Raw genomic sequence first — 11,279 nt, 5'->3', positions numbered from 1 at the left:
TCGAGTTCGAGATCATCATGAGCCAGGCCGCCGACCAAGCTGCCTAACCAACTGTCACGGAATCATGCAGCAGCCCCAAGTACCACGGGCACACCCTGCCGTACCGCATGCTCGGCGCCGACCCGGACCAATTGCACACCTGGTCAAGTTCGCGTTCTGTGAAAAGGACAAATCCTAGAGAACGCTGGCAGAGAGCGATCAGATTCGCCGGTCTGGCTTGGAGTGTGCTTCACGAGTGGTCCAAGCTGCCCGGGCTGCGCCCGGACGGCACGACCGACGGCCAGCACCTCGCCGGCTGGGTCCTCGGTGCCCGTCGCGCACTGGCAGAAGTTGGCCGCGTCGCAATCGGGCTTGAGTTGATCGGCCAGGTGCTGGTCTCGAGCCCACTGGCCGAGACGACGTGTGGCCAGCCGAGAAGGTTCGAGACGCATATCAGGACCTCGCGAACACGAGGATCGAAGCGAGCAGCCCCGACTCGGGCGAGCCGACCAACGCAGCGTCACGTCCCGTGGCGTCTACGACGGCGGGGATCGGGAGCGCGGGGTCGAGGATGACTACCGTGATACGGCCTCGCGTATCGCGACCCGGTGGCCGCGCACCGCGCACGTCCTGCGCGAGATCTCAGACCACTACAAGGGCGAGGCCGCCTTCGACGACGCCGAGGCCGATGCCGATGCCGATGCCGATGCCGATGCCGAACGGTGGGGCGATCAGGGCTGACAGACGAGCAACGCCAACAGACGTCCTCGCCATGCCCTGACATCCCTAGTGCGGTGCCCCTTTAGGTCCGCCATCACCGGTAGGCTGCGACTGGACGCGCGCGATCGACCAGGCGCTGGAACTTCTCGCCTTGTCTTCACCAAGGGCTGTTCAGGCCAACTCCCGCACGACCCGGGCCTCTAGCTCAATCGGCAGAGCTGCGGACTTTTAATCCGTAGGTTGTGGGTTCGAACCCCACGGGGCCCACTGCTGACCTGTGGACGCCCCGGCACCGTCAGGCGCCGTCGAGCGCCGCGACGACGAGCCCGAGGACCACCGCCGCCAAGGCGAGAGGCCAGCCCCAGCCGGCGACCGAACGACGCAGCCGCGGGTCCTGCGTCACCACGTAGGCCGAGCGCAGGAGCACTGCGGCGAGCAGCCCCGTGACCAGGGCGAGCAGCAGCAAGACGTCGACGAGCACGCGCGCACTCTTTCACGGCGCGGCTCGGCGGACGGCCACACCCCCGTCGGCGCCGGTCAGCGGCGCGCGCAAGGGTCGGGTCGGGTCGGGTCAGCAGACGCTCAGGCGGTGAACGTCGCCCAGACGGTCTTGACGTCGTCGGTCCGGTACCAGCCGACGTCGAGCGAGAGCTGGCGGGCCATGTGCAGGCCGACGCCGCCTGCGCCGGGGATGCGGCGCCCGGCGTAGACGGGCTCGGTGGACACGTCGTGGTCGGCGACCTCGAGGAGGAACCGGTCGCCGCTGCGGGCGAGGCGCACGATCGTCGGGGGCAGGCCGTGGCGCAGAGCGTTGGTCGCGAGCTCCGAGGCGATGAGGACGAGCTTGTCCGGCGTGGACGAGAGCCGACCGGTCGACGCGACGCCCTGGCTCTCGAGCGTCGCCACGAGGCCGGCGCGCAGCGCGGAGAGCTCCTCCGTCGTGGAGAGCACCCACTCCTCCACGAGCTGGTACTCCTCGGGCGGCATCGACGTGATGAGGTCGGCGTCGTCGAGGGGGACGTCGATCAGGGTCTGGTCGTCCACGCGGGGGTACCTCCAGCGGCTTGAAGGAGCGGAGCGGCCACCCTGACACGCGAACCCCCGGCCCGCACCCCGTCCCGCCCGGCTCGCCAGGGCCCGCCGGCACGGCCACCGGGACCGGGCCGGTCAGCGGCGGTCGGCGGCCCGACACCGCCCGTTCATCCCCCGTTGGTTGCGCGCGGGACGGGCGCGGCCGGACCGTCGGACCATGGCGATCGAGGACGAGGACCGCGAGATCGACGTCGTGGTGGAGCGGGTCAGCACGCGCTTCCCGGACGTGCCGGTGGACGACGTCCGCGAGCAGGTGCTCGCGGAGCTGGGCCGGTACCAGGCCGCGCACGTGCGCGACTTCGTGCCGGTGCTGGTGGAGAACGCGGTGATGGACGTGCTGCGCTCGGGCGAGCGGGCGCACCGGCCGCCCCGCGGGAGCGTGCGCCCCGACCGATGAGTCCGGGTGTGGGCGGTCGTCGGTACGTTCGCGGCGGGTCGACCGACCTGCCCCGACGACGAGGAGCTCGCATGTCCTTCCAGGCCTATCTCGACGCGGTCGAGGACAAGACCGGTCTGACCCCGCGCCAGCTGGTCGACCTCGCGCACGAGCGCGGGTTCGACGAGACGACGAAGGCAACCCCGATCCTCGAGTGGCTCCGGGACGACTACGGCCTGGGCCGCGGGCACGGCATGGCGATGGTCCACGTCATCACGAAGGGCCCGCAGATCTCGTCGAAGCACGTGGGGTCCGACGGCTCGCACCGCGACGACTCCGACACGCTGTGGCTCGACGGCAAGGCGACCCGGCCGGCCTGACACCCGGCGGGCCCGGCGCGGCCCTCCCTCGGCCCGCACGCCGGTGCCCGACGACGTCCCGGGAGCGGGCGTCGTCGGGCACCGGGGTGCGGGGCGGCTCAGGCGACGGGCGCGGTCAGAGCGTCCAGCGCTGGGCGTCGGTCTGGTTGCAGGTCCAGAGCTGGACCTTCTGGCCGTCACGCAGCGGTGCGCCGCCCTGGGCGTCGAGGCACTTGCCGGACTGCGGGTTGCGCAGGGCCTTGGTCGCGGAGTCGTACGTCCACTTCTGCGCGCCCGTGCCGTTGCACGTGTAGATCCACACGGCGGTGCCGTCGGCCGTCCCGCTGCGCGCGACGTCGAGGCACTTGCCGAGGGCTCTCACGGTCCCGTCGGTGCCGCGCGTCCACTGCTGCGCCGCGTTGCCGCTGCAGGTGGCGAGCTGGACCTGGTTGGTGTCGGTCGGGTCGGCCCACGGGACGTCGAGGCACAGCGTGCTCCCGATGCGGAGCGCACCCGTCCCGGCGGGCAGACCACCGGGGGTGCCCGGCTGCTCGGTGCTGCCGCCGTTCCCGAGGGGCGTGGCCGTGCCGGTGAACGGGTCGAGCTTGATGTACGCGGCCTGGGGGTTGCCGTCGTGGACGAGCGACTCGTGCGCGCCGACGTCGTCGAACGCGAACGCGTACGCCTTGCCGTTCGCCATCTGCTGGTGCGCGAGCTTCGCGTAGACGTTGGTGCGGGCGTCCTGGTAGAAGCCGGCGTTGCTCGCGTCCGGCTGGTTCGGGTTCGTCAGCGCCGTGGTGCGGACGAGCGCCGCGCACAGGGTGCGGGCGATCGGCCCGACGACGTGGTCGTTGGGCGCCTGGAGGTCCTTGTGGCACCCGTACACGCTCGACGCGTCGGGCTTCTTGAACGCGGCGACCTCCTGCCCGGACCCGTTCCTGAAGCGGAACCAGTCGCCGTCGACCCGGCCGCGGAACTGCGTGCCGGGCTCGTGGGAGAACGGCGTGACGACCATGTCGCGCGTGCGGTACGAGTTCCACACCTCGGTGACGTAGGAGTCGATCGAGGCCGACGAGATCTTCCCGACGTCGATCCCGTGCGACGGGTTGAGCGCGCGCAGGCGGCTCCCGTCGGGCGCGCGCTGCACGAGCCCGCCCCACCCCGCGCTCTCGAGGGCCGTGTAGAACGCCTCGTAGCCGTTCGGCTTGAGCATGCCCGTGCTGAGGACCTGCCCGTCGGCGCGCTGGACGCCCACCTGGTACGGCGCGGACCAGTGGTCCACCTGCGTGCTGTTGATCCACAGGCCGCCGTCGTTGAGCGTGTACTCGGTCCAGTTGAAGAGGATGTTCCGGTTGGGGTCGGAGTCGTTCTGGACGGCGGGCTGGACGAGCCGCCCGTCGAGCACGATCTGGAACGTCATCTTCTGGCCGTACGAGTAGTAGACGCGCCCGGACAGCTTCGGGAGCCGGATCGTCACGGACTGGCCGGGGCCGGGTCCGGCGATCGACGCGTCGGGTGCCGGGACGGGCACGGGCCCGACCCCGCCGGGCCACGGGTGGAACGTGCCGCCCGCGTCCGCCCAGCCGGCGACGCCGTCGCGCTCGCCGAGGACGTACAGGTAGATCGGCCCCCTGCCCGAGTCGTTGGTGATCGTCAGCGGGATGGTCGCGGGGACCGCGCTCGCGGGCGCCGCCACGCCGACCAGCGCCCCGCTCACCGCGAGGACCGCGGCGCACAGCGCGGCCCACGCTCGTCTGCTGCTGTTCTTCCTGTCGTGAGGCATACGGGATCTGCTCCTGTTCGGTTGCTCCGTCGAAACCGGTCGCCGGACCGTTCCGGCGACAGCGTTGCCACAGGAGGTGTGGAAGCGCTGCCACGACCGTAACGGACAGCGGCCCGCGACGCCAGGGAGCGCTCCCCCGCGTCCGGTGCGGCGTGCTTGGGGGCCATGGATCGACGCCGCGGCGCTCCCTCCGCGCGCGGCCCCCCGGGAGGGAGCCGGTCGCCCGTAGACTCGAACGAGTGCAGTGCCACCACTACGACGCCGGCCGGTGCCGGTCGTGCACCCTCCTCGACCTCGCGTACCCCGCGCAGGTCACCGGCAAGCAGGAGCACTGCGCCGAGCTCCTCGCCCCGCTCGCGCCGGACCTCGCCTGGCTGCCGACGGTCGAGTCCGCCGACTCCGGCTTCCGCAACAAGGCGAAGATGGTCGTCACCGGCACCACCGACGCCCCGGTGCTCGGGATCCTCGCGGAGGGCGGCGGCGTCGACCTCACCGACTGCCCGCTCTACCCGCCCGCGCTCCAGGCGTCGTTCCCCGCGCTCGCGGCGTTCGTCACGCGCGCGCGGCTCGTCCCCTACGACGTCCGCACCCGGCGTGGCGAGCTCAAGTACGTCCTCGTCACCCTCTCCCCCGACGGCGACCTCATGACGCGGTTCGTCCTGCGGTCCACCGAGTCCGTGCCACGGGTCCGCAAGCACCTGCCGGCCCTCCTCGACGCTCTCCCGTCGCTGCGCGTCGTGTCCGTGAACCTGCACCCCGAGCACAAGGCCGTCGTCGAGGGCGAGACCGAGATCGTGCTCACCGAGGCCGAGACGCTGCGCATGCACGTCAACGGGATCGACCTCCACCTGCGCCCGCAGAGCTTCTTCCAGACCAACACCGACGTCGCCGCGGCCCTCTACCGCCAGGGCCGGGCCTGGGTGGAGGACGCCGCACCCGCCACGGTCTGGGACCTCTACTGCGGCGTGGGCGGGTTCGCGCTGCACGTCGCGGGGCCCTGTCGCGACGTCGTCGGCGTCGAGACGAGCGCCGAGGCCGTCGCGAGCGCACGGCTCACCGCGCGCGACGCCGGGCTCGACCGCACGACCTTCCTCGCCGAGGACGCGACCGCGTTCGCCCTCTCACGGCAGGACGTGCCGGACCTCGTCGTCGTGAACCCCCCGCGGCGCGGCATCGGGGAGACGCTCAGCACCTGGCTGGAGCGGTCCGGCGTCGGGCACGTCGTCTACTCGAGCTGCAACGCGACGACGCTCGCGCGCGACCTGGCCTTCATGCCGTCGCTCCGACCGCGCGAGGCGCGCGTGCTCGACATGTTCCCGCAGACGTCGCACTACGAGGTCGCGGTCCTGCTCGAGCGCGCCTGACCTCGCCCGGCGTCCGCGAGCGCCGCGCGGCTCAGGGGCGCTCCCCCGCGCGTCGGGACGCCTCGACGGCCGCGGACTCGACGCGCGCCCGGTAGGCGGCCCACTCGTCGTCGTCCAGCGCGGGCAGGTTGCCCCGCCCGTCACCCGCCGCGCCGTCGACGAGCTCGCGCACGATGTCGGCGTGGCCGGCGTGGTGCGCCACCTCCGCGAGGACGTGCACGAGCACCTGGTGGAGCGTGACGTCCCGGTTCCCCGGGCGCCACCACGGGACGTGCCCGGGCGCGTCGAGGTCGAGCGACGCCACGGTCGTGTCGCACAGCTCCGACGACCGGCGGAAGAGCTCCAGGATCTCCTCCCGGCTCTCGTCCGCCGAGGCCCACATGTCGGCGTTCACCTCCGCGTCGTCGGCGAACCAGGGCATGTCCAGGTCGTGCGTGCCGCCGAACGCCTCGTGCAGGTAGCCGAGCTGCACGCTGCCCACGTGCTTCACCAGGCCCAGGACGTTCGTGCCGGTGCGCGTGAGCGGACGGCGGACGTCGTACTCGCTCAGCCCCTCCGCCTTGGCGAGCAGCGCGTCGCGCTCCCGGCTCAGGTACCGCAGCAGCGTCGCCTTGGGGTCGTGGTCCGGTGCCGTCCTCGTGCTCATCCACCGGACGCTACCGACGCCCTCCCACGCCAGTGCCAGACTCCCCTCATGGCGACCGTGCACGCAGAGATCACCGACCGGCTGGCGGCGTTCGTCCTCGCGCAGCCGGTGTTCTTCGTCGGCACCGCGCCGCTCGCCGCGGACGGTCATGTGAACGTCGCGCCCAAGGGCATGGCCGGGACGTTCGCGGTGCTCGGGCCGCACCGCGTCGCCTACCTGGACTACACCGGCTCGGGCGCCGAGACGCCGGCGCACTTGCGCGAGAACGGCCGGATCGTCGTGATGTTCTGCGCGTTCGAGGGTCCGCCCAACATCGTCCGCTTCCACGGGACCGGCCGGTACGTCGAGGCCGGCACCCCGGAGTTCGACACGCTGCGCACCCGCTTCCCCAAGCGCGAGACGGCGGGCCAGCGCGGCGTCGTGGTCGTCGACGTGACGCGGGTCTCCGACTCGCGCGGGTTCTCCGTGCCGCGCATGGCCCTCGTCGAGGACCGGGACCTGCTCGACCGCTGGGCCGACCGCAAGACCCCGGAGCAGCTCGAGGCCTACCGCGTCACGAAGAACACCACGAGCATCGACGGCCTCCCGGCGATCGGCGACGGCTCGCACACCGTGGAGACCACGACGCCACGCGAAGCCCTCGGGCGCTGACGCCTCATGACGCCGGGTTCCTCGGTGCGTGCGCACCCGAGAGCCCGCGGCGCACGCCCGCGCGCACGTCTCGCCGCCAGGCACTACCAGGCCTCTACCTCGCCGAGGTAGAGGCCCGGTTCTGCGAGGTAGAGGCGGGGTCTCGCGAGGTAGAGCCCAGGTCCGCGAGGTAGAGGCGGGGTCTCGCGAGGTAGAGGCGGGGTCTCGCGAGGTAGAGGCCTGGTCGCGCGGAGTAGAGGCCTGGCCCCGCGAGGGAGCTCGACCTCACGAGGCGGGCCGCTCGTCCGCCGTCGCGGCGAGGTAGGCCCTCCCGCGCGGCGAGAGGCGGTACCCGACGTCGAGGCTCTCGGTGAGGCCGAGCTCCTTGAGCCGGCGCACGCGCACCTTGAAGTCGTCGCGGGCCATCCCGAGCCCGGCCGCGAGCTCGCGCGCGACGACACCCTCGTGCGTGCCGATCAGCTCGAGGTACCGGCGGGTCCACGGCTCCGCGGCGGCCCGGTCCTTCCGCGCCAGCGCGGTGCGGAGCTGCTCGACGGCGTCCTCGTCGAGGTCCGCGTCCTCGCGCAGCGCGACGCGCGGGTCCGGGCCGGCGAGCCGCAGGCCCACGCGGTAGAGGTCCCCCTCGCGCCCGGCGCCCCGAGCGAGCACGCGCTCGGGCGAGGTCATCCCCGCGAGGCGGGCCTCGTCGTCGGACACGACGGGCTCGCCGTCCGGACCGACGGGCACGCGCTCGACCGACGTCACCTCGACGACGCCCACCTGCGTGCGCTGGAGCGTCCCGACGCGCACGCGCGGCGTCGTCCAGCGGCGGAACGCCAGCGTCACCGTCCCGTCCTGGAGGCCGCGCAGCGTGCGGGCGTCGAGGAGCACGCTCCGAGCCTACGACCACGCCGCCACGCCCTCCCGAGGGAGAGCCCGTCCGGTGAGGTAGAGCCGAGGTCACGACCTGGGCTCTACCTCGGCCCACCTGGGCTCTACCTCGCGCGACCAGGGCTCTACCTCGGCCCACCGGGGCTCTACCTCGCGCGAGCCCGCGCGACTGCGGCTCGGCCTCGGCAGGGCGGGCAGGTCAGGCGAGCTCGGGGCGGCGGGCGACGGTGAGGACGTGGGTGTCGGGCCAGTCGACGGGCTCGCCTGTCGTGGCGTCGTGCAGGGCGGCGACGGGCGCGAACGCGTGCTCGACGACCCACTCGTTGCGCCACGCCCCGCTGGCCGGCTCGAGCTCGAACCCGGCGGCGGTGAGGAGGTCGGCCCATCGGGGGCCGGTGAGGTCGCAGAAGCGCTCGTGGCTCTCGGACAACCAGTTGTCGACGTAGTCCTTGCGCGTGAGGAACTCCATCGCCTCGCGCAGCGTGATCCGCCACGACCCGGGGCGCACGCGCTCGGGCCGGAAGTCGGCGCCGGAGAGGCGGGGGAAGTCGTACGCGAACTGGACGAGCCGGGCGTCGGTCGAGAGCGCCCCGACCCACGCCGCGACGTCCTCGCGCGCGAGGTCGTCGAGGTCGGTGCGGGCGCCGCCGGGCCCGTCGCCGGTCGCGGGGGCGCCGTCGTCGGTCCGCAGCGTGAGCACGACGACCCGGTCCGGCTCCGCGGGGCCGCACACGTCCGAGTTGATCCACACGCCGCCGGGCCGCGTGTGCGCGTGGACGCGGCGCGCGAACGTCTCGACGTCGCGCACGCCGTCCCCGTACGACGACACCTCGTGCGTGAGCGCGACGGTGAGGGTCGTGTCGACGGAGGCGTCGGGCATCACGGACCGGTCGAGGATGTTGGCCTGCACGAACCACACGTGCGGGTTCGCGAACACGCCCTGCGCCTTCTTGTGCTCGGCCTCCGCGACGAGGTGCCGCGCGACGTCGACGCCGAACAGGTCCGACTCGTGCAGGCGCGGCTCGCGCGCCACGTGCTCCAGGAGGCCGCCCGTCGCGCACCCGATGTCGACGATCCGCCCGGGCCGCACGTGCGGGGCGACCTGGGCCCACTTGCGCGCCGACGCGTCCTCGAACGCGGCGGCGTACGTGCGGTAGTCGCGCGTCGAGGTGAGGTCGCCGTCGCCGGACACGACCGGGTCGGCGAAGATCCGCCGGACGTCCTCGACGAACCGGTAGCGCGCGAAGAACTCCGGCACGGCGGGGTGCGCGACGTCGCGCCAGCGCTCGTCCCCCGCGGCGATCTGCTCGACGACGTCCCACGGCCGCGCGGGGAGGTCGCCGCCCGGCTCGGCGGCGTCGAGCTCGACCCCCGCGACCCGGTAGCCGAGCGCGCGGTAGGCGTCGACGAGCGCCGGCGTCGAGCACGCGACGACGGTGTCCGCGGGGTCCGGCGCGACGCCGGTCGCGGTCGCGACGCTCGTCACGACGAGGTGGGCGAAGCGGTCGTCGGGCGCGACGTCGGGCACGGGCACGACGACGGACGCGAGGCCCTCCCGGGTCGTGACGTTCTCGACGAGCGCCTCGCGCCGGTGCCCGGGCAGCGGGTTGCGGCGGGTTCCGGCGTGGTTGGCGGACGTCACGACCCAGACGACCTCGACGTCGGGGGTGCAGCGCACGCGCCGACCGTCGAGGTCGTGCACGAGACCGGCGCGCAGCGCCCGGAGGTAGTCGACCTGGTATCGCGTGACGACGTGGTGGCGGCCGGGGAAGAGGATGCGGCGCACGGGCGGGCCGTCGGTGGGGAGGGGCACCCGCACACGGTGCGGCCAGCCGGCACCCGGGCGCAACCCGTCTCACCTCTCGGGCCGACAGCCGCAGCCCTGGGCGCCACCCGTCTCACGTCTCGGGCGGCCGGACGCAGCACCCGCAGGGCCCGCGTCCGGGGCACGGGCGCTCACGAGGCGCGGAACGGTGCGGTTGTGCGGGTCCGGGCACGTGTTCGCACGACGCGACACGCCAGACCTGGACGGCCGTCCACGATGCAGCAGGGCGCGCCGTATGCGACGGTATGGGCGATGTTCTGGATCGTGGCAGGGGCTGTGCTCGTCGTGTCCGGCCTCGCGATCGCCGCGACGGCCGTCCGCGGCGCGCGCCGCGCCGGGTCGACGGGTGCGAGCGGCATCGCGATCGCGGTCGGCGGCGGCCTCCTCGTGTGGGGCGCCGTGGCCCTGCTCGTCGGCCTGCTCACCGAGGGCTGACCGACACCTCCCGCGCGTCCACGAGCTCTGCCCCGCTCACCGCACCCGAGAGCCCGCGGCGCCCGCGGGTGAACGGGACCGCGACCACCGACACCACCGCGAACAGGGCCGCGAGCGGCGCCGCGACCGAGGCGGCCACCCCCACCGCCGCGGGCACACCGACCGGCAGGTCGCTCAGCAGACCGAGCGCTCCCCACAGCGCGCCGCCCGCGGCCGCCCGCGCGACGCGCTGCGCCGTCGTGCCGCGCCGGCCGGCCCAGCGCGGGGCGAGCCACACCGTCCGCTGGCCCCACGAGGCGCCGCTGCCGAGGAACGTCGGCACCACGAACACGACCACGAACGGCACGAGCGTGCCGAGCAGCCACTGGGCCCAGTCCGCGCCGTCGGGCAGCGGGCGCCCGAGCGCGTAGAGCACCGTGCGGTACACGACCTGCAGCACGACGCCCAGCGCCGTGACGAGCAGCGCGTCGAGCAGCATCCCGAGCCACCGCCGCCAGACGGTCACCGGCCGGGCCTCCTCGCGGCGTGCCTCGAGCTCTCCCGCGCGCGGCATCCAGCGCAGCAGGAGGGGCGCCGCGAGCGCCCCGAGGAGCGCGCCGAGCGTGTTGGTCAGCACGTCGTCGACGTCGGCGACCCGGTACGAGCACGGGATGATGCCGAAGATCCCGGTGTACTGCGTGGTCTCGACGAGGAGCGACACGAGCAGGCCGGACAGCGTCGTGACGAGCACCCCGCGGCCGAGGTAGCGCCGCACGAGCACGCCCCAGGGGACGAACAGGACGACGTTGAAGACCACCTGGAGCACGGCCGTGCTGCGCAGGGTCGCGCCGAGCCCGAGCCCGGCCGTGTCCCGTCGGACGTCCGCGAGCGAGTGGAACGGCACGAGCTCGGCGCCCGCGACGCCGTACTGCGCGCACCACCGCGCGAGGTCGCCGCTCGGGAGCGGCAGGAGCGTGTAGGCGACGAGCGCGACCCCGTAGACCGCGACGGCGGCCGCCCCGAGCAGACGCCGGCCGCTCCGGCGGCCGTACCGCCGGTACTGCCACGCGAGCGCGGGCACGAGGAAGGCGGCGAAGAGCAGGGCGCCCCCGAGCAGGCCGACGTACGCGGGCCACGTCCACCGGTCGGTCACGCGCGGGCTCCGCCCTGCGCGGGACGGTGCGCGGCGCGCGTCACGGT

The 11,279-nt window shown here is 73.7% G+C and carries 13 protein-coding genes and 1 tRNA gene; 6 read left to right on the top strand and 8 right to left on the bottom strand.

The window, feature by feature from the left end:
- Nucleotides 1-621: 621 nt before the first annotated feature.
- On the bottom strand, nt 622-753 hold the full coding sequence (locus tag E1O70_RS20570) for a hypothetical protein (protein ID WP_255218761.1): 132 nt from the start codon (nt 751-753) through the stop codon (nt 622-624).
- A gap of 140 nt (nt 754-893) precedes the next feature.
- Here E1O70_RS20570 and E1O70_RS08600 point away from each other — a divergent pair.
- A tRNA-Lys gene (locus E1O70_RS08600) sits at nt 894-966 on the top strand.
- Between the two features lie 28 nt (nt 967-994).
- Here the strand turns inward: E1O70_RS08600 and E1O70_RS08595 are convergent.
- Both E1O70_RS08595 and E1O70_RS08590 read right to left on the bottom strand, forming a co-directional pair.
- Complete coding sequence (locus E1O70_RS08595; protein ID WP_061269345.1) at nt 995-1,180, bottom strand: hypothetical protein; 186 nt, start codon at nt 1,178-1,180, stop codon at nt 995-997.
- 101 nt (nt 1,181-1,281) lie between these two features.
- Nucleotides 1,282-1,743 carry an ATP-binding protein gene (locus E1O70_RS08590; protein WP_021479821.1) on the bottom strand — a complete coding sequence of 154 codons (462 nt, stop codon included), beginning with the start codon at nt 1,741-1,743 and terminating at the stop codon, nt 1,282-1,284.
- A 205-nt stretch (nt 1,744-1,948) separates the two neighbouring features.
- On the opposite strand from E1O70_RS08590, the gene E1O70_RS08585 reads away from it, so the two are divergent.
- Nucleotides 1,949-2,188, top strand: coding sequence for a three-helix bundle dimerization domain-containing protein (locus tag E1O70_RS08585; RefSeq protein WP_043655044.1), 240 nt, complete (start codon nt 1,949-1,951; stop codon nt 2,186-2,188).
- A gap of 71 nt (nt 2,189-2,259) precedes the next feature.
- Complete coding sequence (locus E1O70_RS08580) at nt 2,260-2,547, top strand: DUF4287 domain-containing protein (protein WP_034651273.1); 288 nt, start codon at nt 2,260-2,262, stop codon at nt 2,545-2,547.
- A 115-nt stretch (nt 2,548-2,662) separates the two neighbouring features.
- On the opposite strand, the gene E1O70_RS08575 is transcribed toward E1O70_RS08580, so the two are convergent.
- Entirely contained in the window at nt 2,663-4,309 is a 1,647-nt protein-coding gene (locus tag E1O70_RS08575; RefSeq protein WP_061269346.1) for a glucan endo-1,3-beta-glucosidase, read from the bottom strand.
- Between the two features lie 239 nt (nt 4,310-4,548).
- Here E1O70_RS08575 and rlmC point away from each other — a divergent pair, with 239 nt between their 5' ends.
- Nucleotides 4,549-5,673, top strand: a complete 1,125-nt coding sequence (gene rlmC / locus E1O70_RS08570; RefSeq protein ID WP_061269347.1) for a 23S rRNA (uracil(747)-C(5))-methyltransferase RlmC — start codon at nt 4,549-4,551, stop codon at nt 5,671-5,673.
- A 31-nt stretch (nt 5,674-5,704) separates the two neighbouring features.
- Here the strand turns inward: rlmC and E1O70_RS08565 are convergent, their stop codons facing one another.
- Nucleotides 5,705-6,319 (bottom strand): DinB family protein, encoded by a 615-nt coding sequence (locus tag E1O70_RS08565; RefSeq protein ID WP_061269348.1) that lies wholly within the window; start codon nt 6,317-6,319, stop codon nt 5,705-5,707.
- 48 nt (nt 6,320-6,367) lie between these two features.
- On the opposite strand from E1O70_RS08565, the gene E1O70_RS08560 reads away from it, so the two are divergent.
- Nucleotides 6,368-6,970, top strand: coding sequence for a pyridoxamine 5'-phosphate oxidase family protein (locus tag E1O70_RS08560; RefSeq protein WP_061269349.1), 603 nt, complete (start codon nt 6,368-6,370; stop codon nt 6,968-6,970).
- 264 nt (nt 6,971-7,234) lie between these two features.
- Here the strand turns inward: E1O70_RS08560 and E1O70_RS08555 are convergent, their stop codons facing one another.
- Together E1O70_RS08555 and E1O70_RS08550 are read right to left on the bottom strand one after the other, a co-directional pair.
- Nucleotides 7,235-7,840: a hypothetical protein gene (locus tag E1O70_RS08555; protein WP_061269350.1), complete on the bottom strand. Its 606-nt coding sequence runs from the start codon at nt 7,838-7,840 to the stop codon at nt 7,235-7,237.
- Between the two features lie 199 nt (nt 7,841-8,039).
- Nucleotides 8,040-9,653: a class I SAM-dependent methyltransferase gene (locus E1O70_RS08550; protein WP_061269351.1), complete on the bottom strand. Its 1,614-nt coding sequence runs from the start codon at nt 9,651-9,653 to the stop codon at nt 8,040-8,042.
- A gap of 264 nt (nt 9,654-9,917) precedes the next feature.
- Here E1O70_RS08550 and E1O70_RS08545 point away from each other — a divergent pair, with 264 nt between their 5' ends.
- Nucleotides 9,918-10,100, top strand: a complete 183-nt coding sequence (locus E1O70_RS08545; protein ID WP_043655062.1) for a hypothetical protein — start codon at nt 9,918-9,920, stop codon at nt 10,098-10,100.
- Here E1O70_RS08545 and E1O70_RS08540 read toward each other — a convergent pair.
- A complete protein-coding gene (locus tag E1O70_RS08540) occupies nt 10,087-11,232 on the bottom strand; it encodes a VanZ family protein (RefSeq protein WP_061269352.1) in 1,146 nt (381 codons plus the stop codon). The genes E1O70_RS08545 and E1O70_RS08540 overlap by 14 nt on opposite strands.
- Nucleotides 11,233-11,279 lie beyond the last annotated feature (47 nt).

The sequence above is a fragment of the Cellulosimicrobium funkei genome (genome assembly GCF_004519295.1).
GTDB lineage: Bacteria > Actinomycetota > Actinomycetes > Actinomycetales > Cellulomonadaceae > Cellulosimicrobium > Cellulosimicrobium funkei.
This window is presented reverse-complemented; position numbering and strand designations above follow the sequence as displayed.

What these genes read in the sequence shown, in the direction of transcription:
- E1O70_RS20570 (WP_255218761.1), bottom strand. Translation starts at nt 753, where the DNA reads ATGGCGAGGACGTCTGTTGGCGTTGCTCGTCTGTCAGCCCTGATCGCC.
- E1O70_RS08585 (WP_043655044.1), top strand. Translation starts at nt 1,949, where the DNA reads ATGGCGATCGAGGACGAGGACCGCGAGATCGACGTCGTGGTGGAGCGG.
- E1O70_RS08580 (WP_034651273.1), top strand. Translation starts at nt 2,260, where the DNA reads ATGTCCTTCCAGGCCTATCTCGACGCGGTCGAGGACAAGACCGGTCTG.
- E1O70_RS08575 (WP_061269346.1), bottom strand. Translation starts at nt 4,309, where the DNA reads ATGCCTCACGACAGGAAGAACAGCAGCAGACGAGCGTGGGCCGCGCTG.
- E1O70_RS08565 (WP_061269348.1), bottom strand. Translation starts at nt 6,319, where the DNA reads ATGAGCACGAGGACGGCACCGGACCACGACCCCAAGGCGACGCTGCTG.
- E1O70_RS08560 (WP_061269349.1), top strand. Translation starts at nt 6,368, where the DNA reads ATGGCGACCGTGCACGCAGAGATCACCGACCGGCTGGCGGCGTTCGTC.
- E1O70_RS08545 (WP_043655062.1), top strand. Translation starts at nt 9,918, where the DNA reads ATGTTCTGGATCGTGGCAGGGGCTGTGCTCGTCGTGTCCGGCCTCGCG.